Genomic DNA, 25,398 nt, shown 5'->3' with positions numbered 1-25,398 from the left:
CGGTGCGTAACGCGTCAACTTGTTCATGGCTTCATCCTCTCAAGGTTTGAAGCCTCCGAGAAAGACGGGGCGGTTCACAAGATGGTGCATATCACCCTCTGGGGGCCACGCCGAACATTATGGTGACGCCGAACGCTCACGCTAAGCCGCGGTTTCGCCGCAGCGAAGCGGAGGCGGAACCGTCGGCTTGAGCGTGTTGTTGGACCTCATTTTCTACTCCGCATCCGCATCTTTCTGCGATGGATCTGCCATAGCAATAGACTCGCCGCTCTGCAGATGAATTTCTGCCACGCCGCCAACACCAAGCTCCCACTTCACAGGCAAGCCATTGAGCTTTGCAGCTCCGCGAATCCAGCACGGCGCTCCCCAACCCCAAATGTAGTCGTGCCTTTGCTCTTCGGTAATACGCACCGCTTTCCCGAAGAACTGCGCTGCCTCCTCGTTTGTAACTGAGAAGCCCTTGCATAGACGAGCATCATCTGACTCGTTTGTTCCTGCCTGCTGGACTAACACGTCTGTTAATTCCAGAGACTTTCGGCCGCAGCCGGATGTACAGCCGCACAAGAAGATGAGAGCAAAAATCCAACTGCTTTTCATGAGGTCCAACTACAATTAGGCGGCAAGAATGCACGATAACCTGCCGCGTTATCGTGACGAAACGCACGATAATCTGGCGAAAACTGCTGGATAATCTGGCGTCGCAGAATCAACGGACTGATTCTCATGAGAAATTTTCTCCCTCGTCCGCCGCAGGATAATCTGGCGAACGCGGCCGAGACAATTGACGCATCCGGCTCGACGCCAGAGGCTCCGTCGCCCCTTGCAATCGTGCCTTCCGGCGCGGCGGGCACGCCCGCTGATATGGCATCCGCCAGTCCTTCGCCGGGCGCACCGCCGAAGAAGCTGCTCGATCAGGTGCGCGACGCGATTCGCCTGCGCCACTACAGCTACAAGACGGAGGAATCGTACCTGGGGTGGATTCGCCGCTACATCCTGTTCCACGGTAAACGCCATCCACGCGAGCTGGGCGCTGCAGAAGTGACGGTGTTCCTGTCGGATCTTGCGACGCGCGGGCAGGTTGCGGCATCAACACAGAATCAGGCCTTGGCTGCAATTCTGTTCCTCTACCGGCACGTGCTCGAACTGGATTTGCCGTGGCTCGACGACGTGGTACGCGCCAAGCGGCCGCAACGGCTGCCGACGGTGCTGACGCAGGAAGAAGTGCGACGTGTACTGGCACTCGTCGATGGCGTTCCGGGGCTGATGCTGAAACTCCAGTACGGCACGGGTATGCGCCTGATGGAATGTCTGCGGCTGCGAATCAAGGACCTCACGTTCGCACGCCGTGAAATCGTGATTCGCGATGGCAAGGGTGGCAAGGACCGCGTCACGATGCTGCCCCAATCGCTGGAAGCGGCGCTGCAGCAGCAACTGGTCCGCGTTCAGGCCCTGCATGCGCAAGATCGCGCGGCCGGTGTCGCAGGCGTTTGGCTACCGGACGCGCTGGCGCGCAAGTATCCCAATGCGGGCACGCAGTTGGCCTGGTTCTGGCTGTTCCCGTCAGGGCGTCTGGCCTTGGACCCGCGCTCCGGCGTGGTGCGCCGCCACCACGTGTTCGAGCAGGTTCCGCAGCGTGCGCTGAAGCAGGCCGCCGTCACTGCCGGTGTGCTGCGGCCGGTATCTAGCCATTGCCTGCGTCACTCGTTCGCGACGCATCTGCTGGAGAACGGCTACGACATCCGCACGGTTCAGGAACTGCTGGGCCACTCCGACGTCAGCACGACGATGATCTATACGCATGTGCTGAACCGCGGTGGCCGTGGCGTGCGCAGCCCGATGGATCACTGAGGCACTTCTTGCCGCAGGTTTCGTTTCTACGTGTTGGGTTGGGCAACCGTGCATCGCGTCGTGTCCGGCTACGCGATCGCGATCCGCGCCAATGAAAAACCCCTGCACCGGCCGGTGGCCGGTGCAGGGGTTCGAACCATCGTGCTCCGCGTGCCTTACAGCGACAGCAGCAGCCGCGCCGGATCTTCCAGGCATTCCTTGATGTGCTTCAGGAACAGCACGGCTTCGCGGCCGTCGATCAGGCGGTGGTCGTAGGTCAGCGCCAGATACATCATCGGGCGGATGACGACCTGGCCGTTGACGGCGATCGGGCGGTCGAAGATGCCGTGCATGCCAAGGATGGCGGCCTGCGGCGGGTTGAGGATCGGCGTCGACATCATCGAGCCGAACACGCCGCCGTTGGTGATGCTGAAGGTGCCGCCGGTGAGTTCTTCCATCGTCAGCTTGTTGGCGCGCGCCTTGGTGCCCAGCGCGCCGATGGCCTTTTCGATGTCGCCAAGGCCCAGCGCATCGGCATCGCGCAGCACCGGCACGACGAGGCCGCGATCGGTGGAGACGGCCACGCCGATGTCGTAGTAGCCGTGGTAGACCACGTCATTGCCGTCGATCGAGGCATTGACGGCCGGATACTTCTTCAGCGCTTCGACGGCGGCGCGGACGAAGAAGCTCATGAAGCCGAGCTTGACGCCGTGGGCCTTCTCGAACGGTTCCTTGTACTTGGCGCGGATGTCGCCGACCGCCTTCAGGTCCACTTCGTTGAAGGTGGTCAGCATCGCGGCGGTGGCCTGGGCTTCGACCAGGCGCTCGGCGATGCGGGCACGGATGCGGGTCATCGGCACGCGCTGTTCGGTACGGGCGCCGAGCACGGCCTTCGGCGCGGCGGCAGCGGCCACCGGGGCAGCGGCCTTCGGCGCAGCAGCAGCGGCAGCCGGCGCGGCCTTCTGGCGCGCTGCGTAGGCCTTGACGTCGTCAGTGGTCAGGCGGCCGCCCTTGCCGGTACCGGTGATGGCCGAAGCCGACAGGCCGAGCTCGGCCAGCAGCTTGCGCACTGCCGGACCCTGGCCATCGTCATCGGCACCGGCAGCCGGGGCGGTGGCAACGGCAGCCGCCGGCGCAACCGCTGCGGCAGCAGCAGCAGCGGCGGCCCCTTCGGCAACCACGCCGATGACGTCACCGGCCTTGACCGTCTGGCCCGCCTGCACGCGGATTTCCACCAGCACGCCATCGGCCGTCGACGGCACTTCGAGCATCACCTTGTCGGTTTCCAGATCGACGAGGTTCTGCTCGCGGCTCACCCGATCACCGGCCTTCAGGTGCCAGGTGGCGACGGTGGCCTCGGAAACCGATTCCGGCAGGTTGGGGACTTTGATCTCGATACTCATGCTCGCTCCGCTGTTCGTTCTTTTCTGGTGTAGGGGTCGCGGGCCCGCAGGCCCGCCGTGATTCGGTTCAGGCGCCGCCCTGCAGCGGCAGGCCGCCGCTGAGCGCGGCCTCGACCAGTTCTTCCTGTTCCTTGTTGTGCACCTTCAGGTAGCCGACGGCGGTCGTCGCGCTGCCCTTGCGGGTGACGTAGAACAGCTGGTGGTCGGCGGCCAGATAGGCGCGCAGGCGGTGCTTGATCTGGTACCAGGCGCCCTGGTTTTCCGGTTCTTCCTGCGCCCAGACGACATCCTTGGCGTTTGGATAGGCGGCGATGATCGCTTCGTAGTCGACGCGCGGGAACGGATACAGCTGCTCCAGGCGCACCAGCGCCACGTCGTCGCGGCCCGATTTCTGGCGAGCTTCGTAGATGTCGTAATAGACCTTCCCGGAGCAGAACACGATGCGCTTGACCTTGTTCTTGTCGACTTCGGCGTCGTCGATCACGTACTGGAAGCTGCCGCTGGTGAGGTCGTCGAGCGTCGACACCGACAGCTTGTGGCGCAGCAGCGACTTCGGCGTCATCACGATCAGCGGCAGGCGAAGCGAGCGCTTCATCTGCCGGCGGATCATGTGGAAGAACTGCGCCGGGGTCGACGGCACGCAGACCTGGATGTTGTTCGCGGCGCACAGCTGCAGGTAACGCTCCAGACGCGCCGAGGAATGCTCCGGGCCCTGGCCTTCGTAGCCGTGCGGCAGGAACATCGTCAGGCCGCTGAGACGGCCCCACTTGACGTAGCCCGACGAGATGAACTGGTCCACCACCACCTGGGCGCCGTTGGCGAAGTCGCCGAACTGCGCTTCCCAGATGACCATGCAGTCCGGATCGGTGGTCGAGTAGCCGTACTCGAAGCCGAGCACCGCTTCTTCCGACAGCAAGGTGTCGCTGACGATGAACTTGTCCTTGTCCGCTTCCAGGTGACGCAGCGGCGTGTAGCTGTAGCCGGTCTTGGTGTCATGCAGCGTGGCGTGGCGGTGGAAGAAGGTGCCACGGCGCACGTCCTGGCCGGACAGGCGCACGTTGAAGCCTTCGGTGACCAGACCGGCGTAGGCGGTGATCTCGGCGAAGCCCCAGTCCATCGGCAGTTCGCCGGCCGCCATCTTGGCGCGGTCCTCGAGAATCTTGGCGACGCGGGCGTGCGGCGTGAAGCCTTCCGGAAGCGTCAGCAGGCGCTGGTTCAGCGACTGGATCATCTCGCGGCTCATCGCGGTGTCGGCCGGCGTGGCCCAGTCACCCTTCGAGTAGTTCGCCCAGTTGACGGTGTGCTTGTTGCCGACCAGCCCCAGGGTGCTGCGGGCAATGTTCTCGCCGCGGTCCAGCGCATCGCGGTAGGCGCGCACCAGCTTTTCCGGTTCGTCCTTCGGCACCACGCCTTCCGCCACCAGCCGCTGGCCGTACAGCGTCAGCGTGGTCGGCAGCTTGCGAATGGTGTCGTACATCACCGGGCTGGTGACGCTCGGCTCGTCGGCCTCGTTGTGGCCGAGACGGCGGTAGCAGCAGATGTCGACGATGACGTCCTTGTGGAAGGCGTTGCGGAAGTCCATCGCCAGACGGGTGACGAACACCACGGCATCGGGGTCGTCGCCATTGACATGGAACACCGGCGCTTCCGACATCTTGGCGAGGTCGGTGCAGTAGCGGCTGGTGCGGCTCTCGTGGCCTTCGCGGGCTTCGATCGGGTTCGGCGTGGTGAAGCCGATCTGGTTGTTGACGATGAAGTGCATCGTGCCGCCGGTCGCGTAGCCCTTCGACTGCGACAGCTGCAGCGTTTCCATGACCACGCCCTGGCCGGCGAACGCGGCATCGCCGTGGATCAGCACCGGGATCACCTGGTCGCCGCGCTCGTCCTTGCGGCGCGTCTGGCGGGCCTTGACCGAGCCTTCGACGACCGGGTTGACGATTTCCAGATGCGAAGGGTTGAAGGCCAGCACCAGATGCAGGCGCTTGCCGGCCACCTCGACATCGGTGGAGAAGCCCATGTGGTACTTCACGTCACCGGCGCGCGACAGCGATTCCGCCGAATACTTGCCTTCGAACTCGGCGAACAGGTCCTTCGGCGACTTGCCGAGGACATTGATCAGCACGTTCAGGCGGCCGCGGTGGGCCATGCCGATCATCACTTCCTCGGCATTGGCGTAGGCGGCGGTGCGCATCACCTCGTCCAGCGCCGGGATCAGCGACTCGCCACCTTCCAGCGAGAAGCGCTTCTGGCCGACGTACTTGTTGTGCAGGTAGCGCTCGATGCCTTCGGCGGCGACCAGCTGGGTCAGCACTTCGCGGCGGCGATCCGGTGCCAGACGCGGCAGGAAGGCGCGGGTTTCGAGGCGGGCCTGGATCCAGCGCTTCTGCGCCGTCTCGGTCACGTACATGTACTCGGCACCGATGGTGTCGGTGTACACGGCCTTGCAGATGCGGATGATCTCGCGCAGCGGCAGGCGGTCGGCAGCGGCCAGGGTGCCGGTGTTGTAGACGGTGTCCATGTCCTCGGGCATCAGCCCGTGGAACACCGGGTCGAGGTCGGCGATCGCCGGGACCGGCGTCAGGCCCAGCGGATCGAGCTTGGCGGCCTGGTGGCCGCGGACGCGGTAGTAGTTGATCAGCCGCAGCACAGCCGCCTGCTTCTCGGCGGCGACCAGATCTTCCGAGCTGGCCCGGCCGGCGACCGCCACCTTCGGCTCGCGCGCCAGCTTCTCGAACTGGGCGCGGATCGGGCCGTGGGCGGTGTCGTTGCCGCCGTCGGCGCCCTGCACGCTGCGGAAATAGGCCCGCCACTCGGGATCGACCTGATTCGGGTCGTCCAGATACTGCTCGTAGAGGTCCTCGACGTAGACGGCGTTGGAGCCCTGGATGGAGGACGACTCGATCAGGCTGTGATACTTGCTTCCGCTCATTGCTTTCCTCGCGCCCCCTGGCGCTTGCACTTACTTCCGGGCTGTCGTGGCAGCCGCTTCGAGATTGCCGGCCGTATGCCAGTCGGCGGTGTATTGGGTCAGGTACTCGCGGAACTCGCCCGCCAGTTCCGGGTGCTTCAGCGCGTACTCGACATTGGCCTTCAGGTAGCCGAGCTTGGAGCCGCAGTCATAGCGCGTGCCCTCGAACTCGTAGGCGAGCACGGTCTGCTCCTGGATCATCATGCTGATCGCATCGGTCAGCTGGATCTCGCCGCCGGCGCCGCGCGGCGTGCGCTCCAGCAGCTTGAAGATGCGCGGCGTCAGGATGTAGCGGCCGACCACCGCGAGATTCGACGGCGCATCGGCCGGCTTCGGCTTCTCGACAATGCGGCGAATCTCGCCGAGCCCCGGGCCGACCGGCTGGGTGTCGACCACGCCGTAGCTCGAGATTTCCTCCATCGGCACCCGCTGGGTGGCGATCACGCTGGTGCCGTATTCCTGGTAGACGCGCTGCATCTGCGCCAGGCAGGGCCGCAGGCGGCCGTCGATGAGATCGTCGGCGAGGATCACCGAGAAGTCCTCGTCACCCACCGCCGGCCAGGCGCACAGCACGGCGTGGCCCAGGCCCAGCGCTTCGGCCTGGCGGATGAAGATGCAGGTGATGCCCGGCGGCAGGATTTCCTGCACCGTTTCCAGCAGCTTGCCCTTGCCGCGCGAGGCCAGTTCAGCCTCCAGTTCGTAGGCCTTGTCGAAGTGATCCATGATCGAATTCTTCGAACGGCCGGTGATGAAGATCAGCTCTTCGGCACCTGCGGAAATCGCTTCCTGTACGGCGTACTGGATCAGCGGCTTGTCGACCACCGGCAGCATTTCCTTGGCGCTGGCCTTGGTGGCCGGCAGGAAGCGGGTACCAAGTCCGGCGACCGGAAACACTGCTTTTCTGATCCGCATGTGGGGACAGCCTCGGCTATGAGCGTTTGATGGGAGGAGGCGATCGACCAGGGTCGACGCGCAAGAGAAAAATCATCGTCAAAAAGTCTATCGCAGGGTCCCGGACAGATGGACCTTGCCGCCCTGGGCTTCGACCAAAGAACAGTCGATGCCGTCGGCGCCCTGGACATGGCGCAGGGTCGCGCGGCCCGGCAGCAGCAGCGGCTGGCGGAACTGGATGTCGAAACGGCGCGGCGCCTCGGGCAGCCTCGGCGACAGCTCGGCCAGCACCCGCGCCTTGGTCCAAAGGCCATGGGCGATGGCCCGCTTGAAGCCGAACAGCTTGGCGGACGTGGCGTACAGGTGGATCGGGTTGAAGTCCTGCGAGATCCGCGCATAGCGGCGGCCGATGTCTTCCGGCGCGCGGATCGTCAGGTACTGGGCGATGCCCGGCTCCTGCGCCGCACCGGCCGCGGCAGCCGGCGTCCGCGCGGCGGGTTCGCCGTCACGCTTCACGCCCCGGCGCAGCAGCGTCATCGTGGCCTGCCAGATCACATCGCCATCGAGATCGCTGAAGCTGACGATCAGGTCCAGCTCCAGGCCAGCCCGCACTTCACGGCTGTCGCCGAGCCGGACCGACGCATCGAAGTTCTCGTCGATCGCCAGTTCGCGGCGCGACTCGATGGTGTTGCGGACATGCACCAACCCCATCAGCGGCAGCGGAAAGCCGGGCCGGGTCATCAGGTTCAGGTACAGCGGGGTCGCCAGCACCTGCGGGTAGGTCATGGCGATCTGGTCGGCACGCGGGAAGCCGCACAGCGCGTTGTAGGCGGCGACATGCTGGCGATCGAAGCCAAGGCTGGCGACGCGGACCGTCCACTGGGGAATTTCGACCGGCGATTTCACCTTCCGGGATGCTGACAGCGCGGCGCGTGCGAAGGCGGGCAACACCGGCGGCAAGGCCGGGAGGTCGAAAACGCGGGCAGTCGTGGTGCTCATCGGGGTCCGGGAGTCGGCGAATCACTTCGCCGCGCGCGAATGTTACGCGCCTTGCTCGGGAAATTGGATATTTTCAGCCGCTTATCAGCGGAATTCAGGGCACGACCGTGTCGATGGTCACGCTCACCGGAGCTTCGGAAGCCGTCGCCCGGCGCGCTTCGGCACGCCCCTCCAGATCGCCCGGCTGCGCCTGCACGCTGCCGCCGGCGCTGAGCCGCGCGGTGATCACGTACTGATCGAAGGCCGACAGCTTCAGCCCCGGTGCCATCGCCATGCTGTCGTCGAGCGTGACGGTCAACGGCAGGCGGGCATCAGCGAGCCGCTGCACGGCCAGCGGCATCGGCGGCCCGGACGCCGCCTTGGCGAACACGAACAGGATCGCGCCGGCGGGCACCTTGCCGGCCAGGGCCGGCGCCAGCGCCACCTGCACCCGCAGGCTGACCGCTGCGGCAGTCGCGGCCGCCGCTGGTGCGGCGGCCGGCGCTTCGGCGGCACTCAGGCCCCGTTCGGCCAGCGCCTTGTCGAGCGCGGCCACCCGTTCGCGCAGCACCGTGCGCATGTTCTCGTCGAGATCCGGCTGGGCGATCAGCTGCTGCCAGCGGGCGCGCCCGGTCGCGTAGTCGCCGGCGCCAACCGCGCCGAGACCGCCGTACCAGAGCGCCTTCGGGTAGGCCGGGTCCAGCTTCAGCGCTTCCTCGAAGCGTTCGGCCGCCGGGCCGCTGACATCCTCGCCACCGGCGAACGCCAATGCTTCGCCTTCATCAGCCAGCCAGTCGGCGCGCGGTGCAGCGGCGCGCTTGTTGGCCTCCGCCATCGCGGCGGCGGCTTCGGCGAAGCGCTGGGTGACCATGTACGAGCGGCCGAGCATCGACCAGCCTTCGGCGTCGTCAGGATTGGCCTTCAGGCGGGTCGCCAGCTTGTCGACCATCGCGGCGATCGCCGGGTCGATCGCCGGTGCCGGCGGCGGCCCGGCGGCAATCTGCTGCTGCGTCTCCCAGCCACCGCGCCACAGGTACCAGCCGCTGGCGAACATCGTCAGCAGCAGCGCCACCAGGACGATCGCGCCCGGACGGCGCTCGATCTTCTGGGCCAGTTCCGGCTCGGTGCCGTCGGCATCGGTCAGCACCCGAGCGTCGAGTTCGGCGCGCAGTGCGGCGGCTTCATCGGCCGGGATCAGGCCGGCGGCCGTCTCGTTGTCGATCTCGGCGACCCGCAGCCGGTAGGCCGCGACATTGGCGGCGCGGCGGTTCTGGCGGCTGCCGCCCCCCTGGCTGCGCCACCACGGATGGGTGGCCAGCAGCACGGCCAGCAGCAGCAGGCCGGCCATCGCCAGGCCGGTCAGGAGTGTCGCGTTCATTCGTCGAGCAGTTTCTTCAGCGCCGCGTCATCGACCGGCGGGGGCGGAGCAGCGGCTGCGGCGCGGCGGCTACCCCGGATCTGGCGCAGCAGCACCCACAGCGCCAGCAGCACCAGCCCGATCGGCCCGAGCCAGAGCAGCCAGGTGCGGGGATCGAACGGCGGCCGGAACAGCACGAAATCGCCGTAGCGGTCGACCAGGTACTGCTTGATTTCCGGGGCCGACTTGCCGGACGCCACCAGCCCGCGCACTTCGTACTTGAGGTCCAGCGCCAGCGGTGCCCGCGATTCGGCCAGCGATTCGTTCTGGCAGACCAGGCAGCGCAGGTCCGGCAGCAGTTCCGCCAGCCGCGCTTCCTGCTCGCTGCTGAGCGGAATCTCCGGCTTTTCGACGGTCACCTGCGCCTCGCTGACGGCGGTCAGCGACAGTCCGAGCGCGAGCAGCGCCGCCGCCCACGACCTCACGAGCCGGCTCCGAGCAGCGGCTTGAAATCGTGCTCGAAGGCCTCCGGCGTCAGCGGCCCGACGTGCTTGTGCAGCACCCGGCCATCGGCGCCAACCAGAAAGGTTTCCGGCACGCCGTAGACGCCGAAGTCGATGCCGGCCCGGCCGTCGAGGTCGACGAGGATCGGCGCATACGGATTGCCCCGGGCCGCCAGCCACTGGCTGACATCAGCCTGGGCGTCCTTGTAGTCGACGCCGACCAGGGTCACCACGCCCTGGCGGGCCAGCGTCATCAGGTAGGGGTGTTCGACCTGGCAGCCGGCGCACCAGCTGGCGAAGAAATTGACCAGATACGGCTTGCCGGCGAAGGCGGCATTGCCGAGCCGTTGCGGCGCGGCAACTGCCGTATCGGCCGCCGCCGGCGCGGCCAGCACCGGCAGATCGAAGGCCGGCGCGGCCTTGCCGATCAGCGGGCTCGGCAGCAGCCGGGGATCGCGGTTCAGGCCGACCGCGAAGAAGCCGATCAGCACCGCCAGCACCACCAGGGGAATCGCGTAGCGCATCGGGACTCCGTCAGGCTGCCTGGGTGCCGCCGTCGACCGCGAGCCGACGGTCCGCCGCCTTCGCAAGGCGATAGCGCCGGTCGCTGGCCGCAAGGCAGCCGCCGAGGAACATCAGCACGCCGCCGAGCCAGATCAGCCGGATCATCGGCTTGACATAGATGCGCAGGCTCCACGAGCCGTCTTCGAAGCCTTCGCCGAGCGAGACATAGAGATCGCGCAGCAAGGTGGCGTCGACCGCCGATTCGGTCATGACGTTGCGCTGCGACGGGTAGAAGCGCTTCTGCGGGTACAGCGTGGTCACCGAGTGGTCGCCGCGCTCGATCGTCACCTCGCCCTGCTGGGCGATGAAGTTCGGACCCTTGGCCTCGGTGGCGCCGACGAAGCCGAAGCTGAAGTCACCGATCTCGGTGCGGGCATTCGGCGCCAGCCGCACGTCCTTCTCGTAGCCGTAGCTGATCACGAAGGCAACGCCGAGCGCCCAGACGCCAAGGCCGGCGTGGGCCAGGGTCATGCCCCAGCTGGCGCGCGGCACCGAGGCCAGACCGGCGGCGAACGAGGGCTTGGCGCGAATCCGCCGCCAGACATCCTGCGCCGCCGCGACGATGGTCCAGGCGCCGAGCAGGCCGCCGGTCACCGCCAGCAGCGCCGCCCGGCCGTGCAGCGCCAGCGGCACGACGATCGCGAAGGCCACCGCGAACAGCGCCGGCAGCTTCAGCCGCTGCCAGGTTTCGCCGGCCCGGCCCTTCTTCCATGGCACCACGGCGCCGAAGCCCACCAGCACGAACAGCGGCACCATCAGCGGCAGGAACACGGCGTTGAAGTACGGCGGGCCGACCGAGATCTTGCCGAGCTTCAGCGCATCGATGACCAGCGGATACAGCGTGCCGACCAGGATCGCCGCGCAGGCCACGACCAGGAACACGTTGTTCAGCAGCAACAGCCCTTCGCGGGAAAACAGGTGCAGTTCGCCGACGGTCGCCAGCTTCGGCGCACGCCAGGCGTACAGGGTCAGCGCGCTGCCGGTGACCAGCGCCATGAACACCAGGATGAACAGGCCGCGCGCCGGGTCGCTGGCGAAGGCATGCACCGACACCAGCACGCCGGAACGAACCAGGAAGGTGCCGAGCAGCGACAGCGAGAAGGTCAGGATCGCCAGCAGCACGGTCCAGCTTTTCAGCAGGCCGCGCTTTTCGGTGACCGCCAGCGAATGGATCAGCGCGGTGCCGGCCAGCCAGGGCATGAACGAGGCGTTCTCGACCGGGTCCCAGAACCACCAGCCGCCCCAGCCCAGCTCGTTGTAGGCCCACCAGGAGCCGAGCGTGATGCCCAAGGTCAGGAACATCCAGGCGGTGGTCGTCCACGGCCGGGTCCAGCGCGCCCAGGCGGCATCGAGCTTGCCGGTGATCAGCGCCGCGACCGCGAACGCGAACGCCACGCTGAAGCCGACATAACCCATGTAGAGCGTCGGCGGATGGATCGCGAGACCAAAGTCCTGCAGCAGCGGATTGAGATCGCGGCCCTGCAGCGGCACCGGGAACAGGCGCTCGAAGGGGTTGGAGGTCAAGAGCATGAACAGCAGCAGGCCGGTACTGATGACGCCGAGGATGGCGATCACCAGTGCGCTCAATTCGGCCGGAATCCGCCGGTTGAACACCGATACCGCGAAGGTCCAGCCGGACAGCATCAGCATCCACAGCAGCAGCGAGCCCTCGTGCGCGCCCCAGACCGCCGACACCCGGTAGATCATCGGCAGGTCGGTATGGGCGTTCTGCGCGACATAGGCGACCGAGAAATCGGTGTTGACGAAGGCGATCGTCAGGCAGGCATAGGCGAACGCGATGCAGAAGAATTGCGCCTGCGCGGCCGAGCCGGCGAAGGCCAGCAGCTTGGCATCGCGACGCTGGTAGCCGAGCAGCGGCGCGACGGTCTGCAGGAAGGCGATGCCGAGCGCCAGGATCAGCGCGAAATGGCCGAGTTCCGGAATCACGACGCGGCCACCGTCTTGTCGACCGCCTTGAAGGGCATGCAGGAATGCTTACCGGTGTCCGGGTTGCCCTTCAGCGCATCGGCCACCTGCGGCGGCATGTAGTTCTCGTCGTGCTTGGCGAGGATGCGGGTAGCGATAAACACGTGCTCGGCATTCATGTAGCCATCGGCGACCACGCCCTGCCCTTCGCGGAACAGGTCCGGCAGCACGCCTTCGTAGCGGACCGGAATGTTCTTCGCGCAGTCGGCGACCCGGAATTCCACCTTCAGGCCTTCGCCTCGGGTCAGGCTGCCGGTCTCGACCAGGCCGCCCAGCTGGGCCGCCGCGCCGACCGGCACGGTGCCGGCCACGAGGTCGCTCGGCGTGTAGAAATACATCATGTTCTTGCGGAAGGCGGTGAAGCCGAGCGTGGCGGCCACACCGACCCCGATCAGCAAGGCGGCCACACCGAGCAGCCGCTGGTTACGCTTGGTCATTCCTGGGACTCCTCGTCGGGCGCGTCCTCAGACAAACGCCGCTGCAAATCGTTGCGCGTCAGCCACGGGCTGAGCCAGTTCCAGAGCAGCAGCACGGCGGTCAGGCCGTAGCTGGTCCAGATGAAGATGGCGTGCTTTTCGTTCATGTCCGATCCCCGCGCTTGGCCGTGCCCGGTCCTCCCGCCAGCGGTCGGGCATTCGGCAGATCAGCCGGCACTGCCGGAAACGCGATCTCCCTCACCCACTTGGCCCGCCGCTCGCGCAGCAGCACGCCGTTCTGCATCCGCCGCAGCCAGACCGCGCCGAAGAACAGGTAGTTGCCGGCCATCGACAGCAGCAGCGGCTTGAGCATGCTGGGTGCCATCTTCGGGTTGGCGATCGCTTCGGCGCTGAGCAGGGTCGAGCCCTGGTGCAGCGAGTTCCACCACTGCACCGAGTAATGGACGATCGGCACGTTGACGACGCCAACCAGCGCCAGCCAGGCGCAGGCCCGGGCCGCCGTGCGGGCATCGGAATAGGCCTGCTGCAGGCCGATCACGCCGAGGTACAGGAACAGCAGCACCAGCTCGGACGTCAGCCGCGCATCCCAGACCCAGTAGGCGCCCCAGGTCGGCTTGCCCCAGAGCATGCCGGTGACCAGCGCCAGCGCCGTGAAACTGGCGCCGATCGGCGCCGCCGACACCACCGCGACCTCGGCCAGCTTCATGCGCCAGATCAGCGCGATCGCGCCGGCCACCGACATCGCGGTGTAGATCGACAGGCTCAGCGCCGCCGCCGGCACGTGCACGTAGATGATCCGGAAGGCGTCGCCCTGCTGGTAGTCGGCCGGCGCGACGAACAGGCCCAGCCAGACGGCCCAGCCGATCAGCAGCAGCCCGGACACCAGTAGCCAGGGCGCAAGCCGGTCGGCGAAACGGTAGAAGCTGGGCGGCGAGGCCAGTCGGTGAAACCAGGTCCACATGGTCCGGGCGCGGTCCTGCAGGATTCGGATGGGAGACGGATGGCGCGAGGCGGGCGTTTCGCGCCGGCGCATTATGCCCGTTCCCCCCGCCGGCCCGAATGAACATCGGGTGAGGTTCTCAGACCCGCCGATACCGTCCGCCGGGATCAGCCGAGCGCGTTGCGCAGCGCGCCGGCGGCGGCCATCGGCAGCAGGGTCAGGCTCAGGGCCAGCAGCGCGCCGAGGAAATACAGCGGCGCATCCGGCGGCAGGCCGGCGGCCGCTGCCCGCACCGCGCCGCCGCCGAAGATCACCGCCGGCGTCATCAGCGGCAGCACCAGGATCGGCAGCATCAGCCCGGCGCGCGGCGCGCCGACGGTCAGCGCCGCCGCGAAGCCGCCGGTGAAGATCAAGGTCGGCGTACCGAGCAGCAGGCTCCAGAACAGGATCGCCACCGGGCCGGGCTCAAGCCCCAGCCCCAGCCCGAGCAGTGGCGAGGCCAGCACCAGCGGCGCGGCGGTCAGCAACCACTGGGCGGCCAGCTTGGCGGCGATCAGCAGCGCCAGCGGCACGTCGGCGATCAGCATCTGCTCTAGGCTGCCGTCGTCGAGATCGGCCCGGAACAGCCGCTCCACGCCGAGCAGCGCCGCCAGCAGCGCGCCGACCCAGATGATGGCCGGCGCGAACACCTTCAGCGCCGGCGATTCCGGCGCGATGCCGAGCGGAAACAGCAGCGCGACGATGCCGTAGAAGACCAGCGGCTGGACCCATTCGGCACGCCGGCGCAGGGCGATGCGCAGTTCGCGGCGGAACACGGCGACGGCGGCGCTCATGCGGCGGCGCTCAGGTCCAGATGGCGCAGGCTCGGCAGCTCGCCGGGCAACGGCTGGTGGCTGGTCACCAGCACCGCGCCGCCGCCGGCCAGATGCCGGCCGAGCAGTTCGGCGAACAGCGCCAGCCCCTGCACGTCGAGCCCGGCCAGCGGCTCGTCGAGGAACCACCAGGGCCGCGGCACGGCGACCAGCCGGGCCAGCGCGGCACGCCGCTTCTGGCCGGTCGACAGCTGACCGGAGGGCCGGTGCTGCTGCGGCTTCAGCAGGCCGACCGCCGCCAGCGCGGCGCGCGGATCATCGAGCCGCTCGCCGTTCAGCGCCGCCCAGAACTGCAGGTTCTCGAGCGCCGACAAACTCGGGTTCAGCGCATTCTTGTGGCCCACCCAGTGGCGCTCGCGCGCGTCCGGCTGCGGCCCGATCCGGCCGCTGTCGGCCCGGCGCAGACCGCACAGCACTTCCAGCAGCGAGGTCTTGCCGGCGCCGTTGCGGCCGAGGATGTGCAGCACCTCGCCGGCGGCGACCGAAAAGCTGAGGCCATCGAGCACGACCCGGTCGCCACGGCTGACGACGAGCTGGTGGACTTCGAGGCGGGACATGGACGGCGCGGATCAGCGTTCTGGCACGGGCGGCGCAGTGTACGTGAAGGCCTCCGGGCACAAGGGCCAGCCCCCGGCATGCGAGAATCCGCGTCCAACCAGCAGCGGAGCGAACAGGCGTGACGGCACAACTCATCGACGGCAAGGCGGTGGCAGCGCAAGTCCATGAGCGCGTCCGCCAGGCGGTCGCCGCGCGGGTCGCGGCCGGCCAACGCGCACCGGCGCTGGCCACGGTGCTGGTCGGTGCCGATCCCGCCTCGGAAATCTACGTCCGCAACAAGCGCCTGACCTGCGAAAAGATCGGCATCCGCTCGGTGCCGAACCATCTCGATGCCACGGTCAGCGAGGCCGAGCTGCTGGCCGTGGTCGACCGGCTCAATGCCGACGACGGCATCGACGGCATCCTCGTGCAGCTGCCGCTGCCGAAGCACATCGACGCCGACAAGGTCATCGAGCGCATCCGGCCGGACAAGGATGTCGACGGCTTCCATCCGTACAACTTCGGCCGTCTGGCCCAGAAGACGCCGACCTTGCGGCCGTGCACGCCCTGGGGTTGTGTCGAACTGCTGAAATCGACCGGCGTGCCGCTGGCCGGCAAGCGGGCGCTGGTGGTCGGCCAGTCGAACATCGTCGGCCGGCCGATGGCGCTCGAACTGCTGCTGCTCGGCTGCACGGTCACCGTTGCCCACAGCCGCACCCGCGATCTGGCCGAGGAAGTCGGCCGCGCCGAGATCCTGGTGGTCGGCACCGGCATTCCGGAGATGATCAAGGGCGCGTGGCTGCGCGACGGCGCGATCGTCATCGACGTCGGCATCAACCGTCTGCCGAGCGGCAAGCTGTGCGGCGACGTCGAGTTCGCGGTAGCCGCCGAACGCGCCGCGTTCATCACGCCGGTGCCGGGCGGCGTTGGACCGATGACCGTGGCGATGCTGATGGACAACACGCTGACCGCCGCGCGGCTGCGCGCCGGCGGCTGATTCAGCCCAGGCGGGCGCGCGCCGCGCTGCGGCCTTTCGACATCCGCCCGAACTCCGGGAAGGCTTCGTCGATCGCCAGCACGGCGCCGCAGTGGGCGGCGTCATAGCCTGGCAAGGCATTGACCAGGTTGCGGAAATCCGGATTGCACAAGGTGTCGATGACGCTTTGCAGCGCCGGCGTCTTGAGCGCCGACTTCGAGCACAGGAAGAAATAGCGCTCGCCGGCCAGCGGCACGAAGCCGAGATCGAAGCGCTTCGCCGCCGCTTCCACGCCGACGCCAGCGTCGGCCATGCCGCTGGCGACATAGGCAGCCACGGCCGCGTGGGTGAATTCGCCGCTGTCGAAGCCGCGGATCTGGCTGCCGTCGAGGTGGGCGCGCTCCAGCATCAGGTCGAGCAGCATGCGGGTGCCGGAACCCGGCTGGCGGTTGACGAAGCGGACATCCTCGCGGGTCAGGTCGGTTAGCGATGCGATCCGCTTCGGGTTGCCGGGCGCCACGATCAGGCCCTGGCGGCGCGTGGCCAGCATGATCAGCCGCTGGGTCTGCGGCTTCAGCCAGGCGGCGTACTGGCTCAGCGCCTGCGCTTCGAAATCGCCGACCGGCACATGGAAGCCGGCCAGATCGCAGGCCGCGCCCTTCAGCGAGCTGAGCGCCTCGAAGCTCGACCGGTACTTCAGGTCGATCGGAATCCGGCTGCGCACGAACCAGTCACGCAGTGTTTCCACCGCGAAACCATGGCTCGCCTGCACGCGCAGGATGGCGCCGGTGTCGCTGAGCGCCCGTTCCAGTTCCACTTCCAGTTCTGAGGCCAGGCTGTCGAGCAGCGGCGCCAGCCGGGCGTTGATGCGCTTGTCGGCCCAGACCAGCTTTTCGGCCAGCGGCGTCAGCACCGCGCCCCGGCCGCGCTGCATCGTCACCAGCGGGGCGCCGAAGGTGCGCGTGCCGTCCTGCAGCAGACCCCAGGCGTAGCGGTACGACAGCCCGGCCTGCACGCAGGCTTCGGCCAGCGTGCCGGTCTCGCGGACGCGGGCCAGCAACTCCACCAGCCTCGGCAGCGACTGCTTGCCGTCCGGCTGTTCGAGCTGCCACTGCGGCTGGATCGAGACCTTGAACATCGTGTTATCCGCCGTGGCAGGGATGGAGGTGGGAAAGCCGGATTCGCAACGGCTTTACGATACATATTTTCATCGTCGGGAGCGAAGACTACCGTACGTCCTGGCGGGTGAACGGCCGCATTTTCATATGTCTTGCAGCACATAAAAAGCGACGGCTTGCCGTCCAACCCCGGAGGAGGAATGAGCAGCATCGCGCAGGACCGCGCCACCGGTTCGGCAGTGGATTTTCTGTCCAAGGAACGGACCATCGCCGGCCCCGGCTTCAACCGCTGGCTGGTGCCGCCGGCTGCGCTGGCGATCCATCTGTGCATCGGCATGGCCTACGGTTTCAGCGTGTTCTGGCTGCCGCTGTCGAAGGCGGTGGGCATCAGCGCGCCACAGGCCTGCCCCAACGGCACCGGCTTCCTCGGCGAACTGGTCGCCACCGGCTGCGACTGGCGGGTGTCGACGCTGGGCTGGATGTACACCCTGTTCTTCGTCTTCCTCGGCTCGTCGGCAGCCGTGTTCGGCGGCTGGCTGGAACGCGCCGGCCCGCGCAAGGCCGGACTGGTGTCGATGCTCTGCTGGTGCGGCGGCATGCTGGTGTCGGCGCTCGGCATCCACCTGCACCAGTTCTGGCTGATGCTGCTGGGCTCCGGCGTGATCGGCGGCATCGGCCTGGGCCTTGGCTACATCTCGCCGGTGTCGACCCTGATCAAGTGGTTCCCGGATCGCCGTGGCATGGCTACCGGCATGGCGATCATGGGCTTCGGCGGCGGCGCGATGATCGGCTCGCCGCTGGCGCAGCTGCTGATGACGCGCTTCGCGACGCCGACTTCAGTGGGCGTCGCCGAAACCTTCGTCGCGATGGCGCTGCTCTACGCCCTGTTCATGACCGCCGGCGCGCTGGCCTACCGCGTGCCTGCCGCCGGCTGGAAGCCGGCTGGCTGGACGCCGCCGGCCCCGGCAGCCAACGCCATGATCGCCAGCCGCCACGTCCACCTCGACAACGCCCACCGGACGCCGCAGTTCTGGCTGGTATGGGCGGTGCTGTGCCTGAACGTCACCGCCGGCATCGGCGTGATCGGCATGGCCTCGCCGATGCTGCAGGAAGTGTTCGGCGGCCGGCTGATCGGCGTGGACGCGGTGATCGGCGCGCTCGATGCGACGCAGGCGGCGCAGATCGCCGCGATCGCCGCCGGCTTCACCGGCCTGCTGAGCCTGTTCAACATCGGCGGCCGCTTCTTCTGGGCGTCAATGTCGGATCGCCTGGGCCGCAAGGCCACCTACGCGATCTTCTTCGTGCTCGGCACCGCGCTGTACGCCTCGGCCCCGAGCGCCGGCCACGCCGGCTCGATCGCGCTGTTCACCGGCGCCTTCTGCCTGATCCTGTCGATGTACGGCGGCGGCTTCGCCACAGTACCGGCCTATCTCGCCGACCTGTTCGGCACCCAGTTCGTCGGCGCGATCCACGGCCGCCTGCTGACCGCCTGGTCGGTGGCCGGCATCTTTGGCCCGGTGATCGTCAACTACCTGCGCGAGTTCCAGATCGGGCACGGGGTCGAGAAGGCGCAGGCCTACGACACCACGATGCTGATCCTGGCCGCGCTGCTGGTCGCCGGCTTCATCTGCAACCTGCTGATCCGGCCAGTGGCACCGAAATGGCAGATGAGCGACGAGGAACTCGGCAGCGCCAGGAAACTGGCACATGAAACTGTCGCCGCCGGCACCGCATCGGCAGCCGTTCCCGCAGCCGCCAGCCCTGTCGCGCTGGTCCTGATCGCCTGGCTGGCGGTCGGTATTCCGCTGGCTTGGGGCGTGGCGCAGACCGTCGCCAAGGCCGCGATCCTGTTCCAGTAGTCACCGAACCAAGACGAATCCCATGTCGACCACCACCTTCGAGCGCAAACCGCCGATCAAGCTCGCCGAGCTGTCGAACCTGAGCACCGCGCAACGCGCCGCCATCGACGACGTGCTGGCCCGCCTCGGCCAACTGCCCGGCGCGCTGCTGCCGGTGCTGCATGGCATCCAGCACGCGCTCGGCCATGTGCCGAAGGACGCGGTGCCGATCGTCGCCAAGGCGCTCAACCTGTCGCGCGCCGAAGTGCACGGCGTGGTCTCGTTCTATCACTGGTACCGCAGCGAACAGCCCGGCGAGCACGTCGTCCACCTGTGCCGCGCCGAAGCCTGCCAGGCGGTCGGCGGCCGGGCACTGGAAGCCCATGTGAAGACGCGCCTCGGCATCGACTTCCACGAAACGACCGCCGACGGCCGCTACACGCTGGAACCGGCCTACTGCCTCGGCAACTGCGCCACCGGCCCGAGTCTGCTGATCGACATGCAGCTGAAGGGCCGCGTGACGCCGGAACGCTTCGATCGCCTGACCGGAGCAGTTGTATGAGCGCCGCCGTGAAAGTGTTCGTGCCGCGCGATTCGACGGCGATCTCGCTGGGCGCCGACGAGGTTGCCGCCGCGATCACCGCCGAAGCCACGAAGCGCGGCATCGCCATCGAACTGATCCGCAACAGCTCGCGCGGCCTGTTCTGGCTGGAACCGCTGGTCGAGGTCGCCACCCCAGCTGGCCGCATCGGCTACGGGCCAGTCGATGCCGCCGATGTCGCCAGTCTGTTCGCGGCTGGTCTGGGTGCCGCGCATCCGCTGTCGATCGGCGTGGTCGACGAACATCCCTACCTGAAGACGCAGGAGCGCCTGACCTTCGCGCGCGCCGGCATCACCGATCCGGTCAGCCTCGCCGACTATTTGGCGCACGGCGGCTATCGCGGCCTGAGCCATGCGCTGGCGATGGCGCCGGCCGACATCGTGGCGGCGGTCACCGAGTCCGGCCTCAGAGGCCGCGGCGGCGCAGCGTTTCCGGCCGGCATCAAGTGGAAGACGGTGCTCGGCACGCCGGGTGCGGCCCCCGGTGTCGCGGGTGCCGATGCGGCGCAGAAGTACATCGTCTGCAACGCTGACGAAGGCGATTCCGGCACCTTCGCCGACCGCATGGTCTGCGAAGGCGATCCTTTCCTGCTGATCGAAGGCATGACCATCGCCGGCCTCGCCGTCGGCGCCACGCGCGGCTACATCTACCTGCGCTGCGAATACCCGTATGCGGAAGTTGCGCTGAACCAGGCGATCGCCGCCGCAACGCGCGAGGGCTGGCTCGGCGACGACATCCGCGGCAGCGGCAAGCGCTTCCATCTGGAAGTGCGCATGGGCGCCGGCGCCTACATCTGCGGCGAGGAAACCGCGCTGCTGGAATCGCTGGAAGGCAAGCGCGGCATGGTCCGCTTCAAGCCGCCGCTGCCGGCAATCAAGGGCCTGTTCGGCTGCCCGACGGTGATCAACAACGTGATCACGCTGGCCTCGGTACCGGTGATCCTCGACAAGGGCGCGGAGCACTACAAACACTTCGGCGTCGGCCGCTCGCGCGGCACCCTGCCGGTGCAGCTGGCCGGCAACGTGAAGCACGGCGGGCTGGTTGAAAAGGCCTTCGGCGTCACTCTGCGCGACCTGCTCTACACCTACGGCGGCGGCACGCGATCGGGACGGCCGATCCGCGCCGTGCAGGTCGGCGGCCCGCTGGGCGCGTACATCCCGGAATCGCAGTTCGACCTGCCGCTCGACTACGAGGCCTACGCCAAGCTCAACAACATGGTCGGCCACGGCGGCATCACCGTGTTCGACGACACCGTCGACATGGCCGAGCAGGCGCGCTTCTCGATGGAATTCTGCGCCGCCGAGTCCTGCGGCAAATGCACGCCCTGCCGCATCGGCTCGACCCGCGGCATGGAAGTGATCGACAAGCTCGTGGCCGGCGACGAAGCTGTGAAACAGGAAGCACTGCTGCGGGACCTCTGCGACACGATGCTCGCCGGCTCGCTGTGCGCGCTCGGCGGCATGGCGCCGTTCCCGGTGCTGTCGGCGCTGAATCATTTTCCCGACGACTTCCGGAAGTCGTCGACTCCGCAACCGGCGCCCCGTGCCGGCGCTGCGGCCTGAAAGAGGTAGACCGTCATGTTCTCGATCATCGACCGCGATCTCGGCACCCCCGCGCCGCGCCCGCCGCGCAATGTCGGCCAGAAGACCACCATCGCCGCCGAAGCCCCGGCGAAGCAGGTCACGCTTTCCATCGACGGCCGCGAGGTCACCGTGCCGGAAGGCACCTCGGTGATGCGGGCTGCGGCGCTCGCCGACATCAACATCCCCAAGCTGTGTGCGACCGACACGCTGGAAGCGTTCGGCTCCTGCCGGCTGTGTCTGGTGCAGATCGAGGGCATGCGCGGCTACCCGGCCTCGTGCACGACGCTGGTCGCCGATGGCATGAAGGTGGTCACTCAGAACGACAAGCTGGCCGATCTGCGCCGGGGCGTGATGGAGCTGTACATCTCCGATCACCCGCTGGACTGCCTGACCTGCCCCGCCAATGGCCACTGCGAGCTGCAGGACATGGCCGGTGCCGTGGGCCTGCGCGAGGTGCGCTACGGCTATGACGGCGACAACCACGTCCATGCCAAGGTCAATGGCAAGGCCAACGAGCGCTTCCAGCCTAAGGACGAGTCCAATCCCTACTTCACGTTCGATCCGAGCAAATGCATCGTCTGCTCGCGCTGCGTCCGCGCCTGCGACGAGCAGCAGGGCACCCTGGCGCTGACCATCCAGGGCCGCGGCTTCGACTCCAAGGTCAGCCCGAGCCAGAACGATGACTTCATGGCCTCCGAGTGCGTGTCCTGCGGCGCCTGCGTGGCCGCCTGCCCGACCGCCACGCTCAGCGAAAAGACGCTGATCGCCAAGGGCCAGGCCGAGCACAGCATCACCACCACCTGCGCCTACTGCGGCGTCGGCTGCAGCTTCCGCGCCGAGATGAAGGGCGAGGAAATCGTCCGCATGGTGCCGAACAAGGATGGCCACGCGAACCATGGCCATTCCTGCGTCAAGGGCCGTTTCGCGATCGGCTACGCGACGCACAAGGACCGGATCACCCAGCCGATGATCCGCGCCAAGATTTCCGACCCATGGCGCGAAGTGAGCTGGCAGGAAGCGATCGATCACGCCGCCGCCGAATTCAAGCGCATCCAGGCCAAGGCCGGCCGTGGCGCGGTCGGCGCGATCACGTCGAGCCGCTGCACCAACGAAGAGGTGTACGTGGTCCAGAAGATGGTCCGCGCCGCGTTCGGCAACAACAACGTCGACACCTGCGCGCGCGTCTGCCACTCGCCCACCGGTTATGGCCTGAAGCAGACGATTGGCGAATCGGCCGGCACCCAGACCTTCGATTCGGTGATGCAGAGCGACGTCATCGTGGTCATCGGCGCCAACCCGACCGATGGCCATCCGGTGTTCGCCAGCGCAATGAAGCGCCGGCTGCGCCAGGGCGCGAAGCTGATCGTCGCCGACCCGCGCGGCATCGATCTGGTGCGCACGCCGCACATCGAGGCCGACTACCACCTGAAGCTCAAGCCCGGCACCAATGTCGCGCTGATCAACAGCCTCGCCCACGTGATCGTCACCGAAGGGCTGGTCAAGGAGGACTACGTTGCAGAGCGCTGCGATGTCGCCTCGTTCAACAAGTGGCGGGACTTCGTGGCCCAGGCCCGCAACTCGCCAGAAGCGATGGAAGCGGTCACCGGCGTGCCGGCGGCGATGGTGCGTGGTGCGGCAAGGCTCTACGCGACCGGCGGCAACGGAGCCATCTACTACGGCCTCGGCGTCACCGAACACAGCCAGGGTTCGACGATGGTGATCGGCATCGCCAACCTGGCGATGGCCACCGGCAATGTCGGCCGCGAAGGTGTCGGTATCAACCCGCTCAGAGGCCAGAACAACGTGCAGGGCTCCTGCGACATGGGCAGCTTCCCGCACGAGCTGCCGGGCTACCGGCATGTGTCCGATGCCGGCGCGCGCCGCGAGTTCGAGCAGGACTGGCAGGTCACACTGTCCAACGAGCCGGGCCTGCGCATTCCGAACATGTTCGAGGCCGCACTCGACGGCGAATTCCTGGGGCTCTACGTGCATGGCGAGGACATCGCCCAGAGCGATCCCAACACCCAGCATGTCACCGCCGCGCTCAGCGCGATGGAATGCGTCGTCGTCCAGGACCTGTTCCTGAACGAAACCGCGAAGTTCGCCCACGTGTTCCTGCCCGGCTCCTCATTCCTCGAGAAGGACGGCACCTTCACCAATGCCGAGCGGCGCATCTCGCCGGTGCGGCAGGTGATGCGGCCGAAGAGCGGCGTCGGCGAATGGGAAGCGACGCAGATGCTGTCGAACGCGCTCGGATATCCGATGCACTACACGTCATCGGCGGAGATCATGGACGAGATCGCCCGGCTGACGCCGACCTTCAAGGGTGTGTCGTTCGCCAAGCTCGATGCGCTGGGTTCGGTGCAGTGGCCCTGCAACGACGAAGCGCCGCTCGGCACGCCGACCATGCACATCGACGCCTTCGTGCGCGGCAAGGGCCGCTTCCTGCTGACCGAGTACGTACCGACCCACGAGAAGGTCAACGCCCAGTACCCGCTGATCCTCACCACCGGCCGCATCCTGTCGCAGTACAACGTCGGCGCGCAGACCCGGCGCACCGCCAACAGCCAGTGGCACAGCGAGGACGTGTTCGAGATCCATCCGCACGACGCCGAAACCCGTGGTGTGGCCGACGGCGACTGGGTCGGCATCGAAAGCCGCTCGGGCAACACCGTGCTGCGCGCCCGGGTCACCGAGCGCGTGCAGCCCGGTGTCGTCTACACCACCTTCCACCACCCGTTCTCCGGCGCCAACGTGATCACCACCGACAACTCCGACTGGGCGACCAACTGCCCGGAGTTCAAGGTCACCGCCGTGCAGGTGACGCGGGTCAGCCAGCCCAGCGAATGGCAGCGCCGCTACCGCGCCTTCAGCGACGAACAGCAGCAGCTGCTGCGCAAGGCCCACGATGCCGACGCCGCGATTGCCAAGTAGACCGACGCTGGATGTCGACTCGGCAGCCGGCTACGCCCTGCTGCCGGTCACCAGCGTGCGTGACGGCCTGCACCAGACGACGCAGGACTGCGTGGCCGAGGAAGTGCCGGTGGCGCTGCAGCTCAACGGCCTGCCGCATGTGGTGATGATGGCCACGCCGGGCGACCTCGCCGACTTCGCGCTCGGCTTCTGCCTCAGCGAGGCGATCGTCGGGCAGGCGCAGGACATCGAGGACCTGCGGATCACCGCGCTCGACAACGGCTACGAGGTATCGCTGCGGATTCCCGAAGACCGCCATGCGCGGCTGGCCGACCGCCGACGCAACCTGCCCGGCCGCAGCGGCTGCGGCCTGTGCGGCTCGGAGTCGATCGCCGAGGCCATGCGTCCGGCACCGCGCGTGCCGGCCGGCATGCCGATCGCCGAGGTGGCGGTGCACCAGGCCTTGCAGGCGCTGCGCCAGCGGCAGCCGATCAACGCGGTCACCGGCGCCACCCACGCGGCCGGCTGGGCCGATCCTTCCGGCCGGCTGCTGCTGGTGCGCGAGGACGTCGGCCGCCACAACGCGCTCGACAAGCTGATCGGCGCGATGAGCCAGGCGCAGCTCGACGCGGCGCGCGGCTTCGCGGTGATCACCTCGCGCGCCAGCTACGAGATGGTGCTGAAAGCGGCGACCGTCGGCATGCCGCTGCTGGCGGCGATCTCGGCACCGACGGCGCTGGCGGTGCGGATCGCCGAGGACGCCGGGCTGACCCTGGTCGGCTTCGCGCGCAACCATCAGCACGTCGTCTACGCCTGCGCGGCCCGGCTGACCGCCACGGCCGGCCAGCCGGCTGCTCCCCATTCCGAGAAGATTCCCGCATGAACCCGCAGAACCTCAGCGAGATGGCCAACAACATCGCCGATTTCTTTGCCGCCGAGCCGGATCACGCCGAAGCGGTGGCGGGCGTGGCCAATCACATCGACAAGTTCTGGGAGCCGCGGATGCAGAAGCAGCTGCGGGCCAGCGTGGCGCGCGGCGAGGCCACGCTGAATCCGCTGGTCGTCGAGGCGCTGGCCAAGCTCGCGGCCGCCTGAGCCGCGCTGCT

At 67.7% G+C, this 25,398-nt stretch carries 23 protein-coding genes; 8 read left to right on the top strand and 15 right to left on the bottom strand.

Annotated features, from left to right (window positions below; all coding sequences use genetic code 11):
• Positions 1-213: 213 nt before the first annotated feature.
• Positions 214-597, bottom strand: a complete 384-nt coding sequence (locus ACTIGJ_RS14600; protein WP_439641058.1) for a hypothetical protein — start codon at positions 595-597, stop codon at positions 214-216.
• A gap of 264 nt (positions 598-861) precedes the next feature.
• Between ACTIGJ_RS14600 and ACTIGJ_RS14595 the strand changes: the two genes are divergently transcribed.
• Positions 862-1,848 carry an integron integrase gene (locus ACTIGJ_RS14595; protein WP_439641060.1) on the top strand — a complete coding sequence of 329 codons (987 nt, stop codon included), beginning with the start codon at positions 862-864 and terminating at the stop codon, positions 1,846-1,848.
• A gap of 155 nt (positions 1,849-2,003) precedes the next feature.
• On the opposite strand, the gene odhB is transcribed toward ACTIGJ_RS14595, so the two are convergent.
• The 13 genes from odhB to ccmA all read right to left on the bottom strand — a co-directional run bounded on the left by odhB (position 2,004) and on the right by ccmA (position 15,283).
• Entirely contained in the window at positions 2,004-3,230 is a 1,227-nt protein-coding gene (odhB, locus tag ACTIGJ_RS14590) for a 2-oxoglutarate dehydrogenase complex dihydrolipoyllysine-residue succinyltransferase (protein ID WP_439641057.1), read from the bottom strand.
• Between the two features lie 67 nt (positions 3,231-3,297).
• Positions 3,298-6,159: a 2-oxoglutarate dehydrogenase E1 component gene (locus tag ACTIGJ_RS14585; protein ID WP_439641056.1), complete on the bottom strand. Its 2,862-nt coding sequence runs from the start codon at positions 6,157-6,159 to the stop codon at positions 3,298-3,300.
• Between the two features lie 30 nt (positions 6,160-6,189).
• On the bottom strand, positions 6,190-7,110 hold the full coding sequence (galU, locus tag ACTIGJ_RS14580; protein ID WP_439641055.1) for a UTP--glucose-1-phosphate uridylyltransferase GalU: 921 nt from the start codon (positions 7,108-7,110) through the stop codon (positions 6,190-6,192).
• An 87-nt stretch (positions 7,111-7,197) separates the two neighbouring features.
• A complete protein-coding gene (locus ACTIGJ_RS14575; protein ID WP_439641054.1) occupies positions 7,198-8,088 on the bottom strand; it encodes a MaoC family dehydratase in 891 nt (296 codons plus the stop codon).
• 94 nt (positions 8,089-8,182) lie between these two features.
• Positions 8,183-9,445 (bottom strand): c-type cytochrome biogenesis protein CcmI, encoded by a 1,263-nt coding sequence (gene ccmI, locus ACTIGJ_RS14570; protein WP_439641053.1) that lies wholly within the window; start codon positions 9,443-9,445, stop codon positions 8,183-8,185.
• Entirely contained in the window at positions 9,442-9,909 is a 468-nt protein-coding gene (locus tag ACTIGJ_RS14565; protein WP_439641052.1) for a cytochrome c-type biogenesis protein, read from the bottom strand. Before ACTIGJ_RS14565 ends, ccmI begins: the two co-directional genes overlap by 4 nt.
• On the bottom strand, positions 9,906-10,451 hold the full coding sequence (locus ACTIGJ_RS14560) for a DsbE family thiol:disulfide interchange protein (RefSeq protein ID WP_439641051.1): 546 nt from the start codon (positions 10,449-10,451) through the stop codon (positions 9,906-9,908). The genes ACTIGJ_RS14565 and ACTIGJ_RS14560 overlap by 4 nt, the downstream gene beginning before the upstream one ends.
• 10 nt (positions 10,452-10,461) lie before the next feature.
• Positions 10,462-12,438 carry a heme lyase CcmF/NrfE family subunit gene (locus ACTIGJ_RS14555; RefSeq protein WP_439641050.1) on the bottom strand — a complete coding sequence of 659 codons (1,977 nt, stop codon included), beginning with the start codon at positions 12,436-12,438 and terminating at the stop codon, positions 10,462-10,464.
• The gene (ccmE, locus tag ACTIGJ_RS14550; protein ID WP_439641049.1) at positions 12,435-12,914 is read right to left on the bottom strand and encodes a cytochrome c maturation protein CcmE; all 480 of its coding nucleotides are present in this window, start codon (positions 12,912-12,914) and stop codon (positions 12,435-12,437) included. The genes ACTIGJ_RS14555 and ccmE overlap by 4 nt, the downstream gene beginning before the upstream one ends.
• Positions 12,911-13,060 carry a heme exporter protein CcmD gene (gene ccmD / locus ACTIGJ_RS14545; protein ID WP_439641048.1) on the bottom strand — a complete coding sequence of 50 codons (150 nt, stop codon included), beginning with the start codon at positions 13,058-13,060 and terminating at the stop codon, positions 12,911-12,913. Before ccmD ends, ccmE begins: the two co-directional genes overlap by 4 nt.
• A complete protein-coding gene (locus tag ACTIGJ_RS14540; protein WP_439641047.1) occupies positions 13,057-13,875 on the bottom strand; it encodes a heme ABC transporter permease in 819 nt (272 codons plus the stop codon). The genes ccmD and ACTIGJ_RS14540 overlap by 4 nt, the downstream gene beginning before the upstream one ends.
• Before the next feature lie 146 nt (positions 13,876-14,021).
• Entirely contained in the window at positions 14,022-14,687 is a 666-nt protein-coding gene (gene ccmB / locus ACTIGJ_RS14535) for a heme exporter protein CcmB (protein WP_439641046.1), read from the bottom strand.
• Positions 14,684-15,283: a heme ABC exporter ATP-binding protein CcmA gene (gene ccmA, locus ACTIGJ_RS14530; RefSeq protein ID WP_439641045.1), complete on the bottom strand. Its 600-nt coding sequence runs from the start codon at positions 15,281-15,283 to the stop codon at positions 14,684-14,686. Before ccmA ends, ccmB begins: the two co-directional genes overlap by 4 nt.
• A gap of 119 nt (positions 15,284-15,402) precedes the next feature.
• Here ccmA and folD point away from each other — a divergent pair, with 119 nt between their 5' ends.
• Positions 15,403-16,260 (top strand): bifunctional methylenetetrahydrofolate dehydrogenase/methenyltetrahydrofolate cyclohydrolase FolD, encoded by an 858-nt coding sequence (folD, locus tag ACTIGJ_RS14525; RefSeq protein WP_439641044.1) that lies wholly within the window; start codon positions 15,403-15,405, stop codon positions 16,258-16,260.
• Between the two features lies 1 nt (position 16,261).
• Here folD and ACTIGJ_RS14520 read toward each other — a convergent pair whose 3' ends face one another.
• A complete protein-coding gene (locus tag ACTIGJ_RS14520) occupies positions 16,262-17,377 on the bottom strand; it encodes a substrate-binding domain-containing protein (RefSeq protein ID WP_439641043.1) in 1,116 nt (371 codons plus the stop codon).
• A gap of 180 nt (positions 17,378-17,557) precedes the next feature.
• On the opposite strand from ACTIGJ_RS14520, the gene ACTIGJ_RS14515 reads away from it, so the two are divergent.
• Genes ACTIGJ_RS14515 through ACTIGJ_RS14490 form a run of 6 tightly spaced genes read left to right on the top strand, consistent with a single transcriptional unit; the run spans position 17,558 to position 25,387 of the window.
• Positions 17,558-19,216, top strand: coding sequence for an OFA family MFS transporter (locus ACTIGJ_RS14515; protein ID WP_439641042.1), 1,659 nt, complete (start codon positions 17,558-17,560; stop codon positions 19,214-19,216).
• 22 nt (positions 19,217-19,238) lie between these two features.
• Positions 19,239-19,757 carry a formate dehydrogenase subunit gamma gene (locus ACTIGJ_RS14510; RefSeq protein WP_439641041.1) on the top strand — a complete coding sequence of 173 codons (519 nt, stop codon included), beginning with the start codon at positions 19,239-19,241 and terminating at the stop codon, positions 19,755-19,757.
• On the top strand, positions 19,754-21,358 hold the full coding sequence (locus ACTIGJ_RS14505; protein ID WP_439641040.1) for a formate dehydrogenase beta subunit: 1,605 nt from the start codon (positions 19,754-19,756) through the stop codon (positions 21,356-21,358). Before ACTIGJ_RS14510 ends, ACTIGJ_RS14505 begins: the two co-directional genes overlap by 4 nt.
• A gap of 15 nt (positions 21,359-21,373) precedes the next feature.
• Positions 21,374-24,313: a formate dehydrogenase subunit alpha gene (gene fdhF, locus ACTIGJ_RS14500; protein WP_439641039.1), complete on the top strand. Its 2,940-nt coding sequence runs from the start codon at positions 21,374-21,376 to the stop codon at positions 24,311-24,313.
• The gene (fdhD, locus tag ACTIGJ_RS14495) at positions 24,288-25,175 is read left to right on the top strand and encodes a formate dehydrogenase accessory sulfurtransferase FdhD (protein WP_439641038.1); all 888 of its coding nucleotides are present in this window, start codon (positions 24,288-24,290) and stop codon (positions 25,173-25,175) included. The genes fdhF and fdhD overlap by 26 nt, the downstream gene beginning before the upstream one ends.
• On the top strand, positions 25,172-25,387 hold the full coding sequence (locus ACTIGJ_RS14490) for a formate dehydrogenase subunit delta (protein ID WP_439641037.1): 216 nt from the start codon (positions 25,172-25,174) through the stop codon (positions 25,385-25,387). The genes fdhD and ACTIGJ_RS14490 overlap by 4 nt, the downstream gene beginning before the upstream one ends.
• The last annotated feature ends 11 nt before the right edge of the window (positions 25,388-25,398 follow it).

Source organism: Nevskia sp., assembly GCF_051860985.1.
Classification (GTDB): Bacteria; Pseudomonadota; Gammaproteobacteria; order Nevskiales; family Nevskiaceae; genus Nevskia.
The sequence above is the reverse complement of the archived record's forward strand: the minus strand, read 5'-3'. Positions and strand labels throughout refer to the sequence as shown.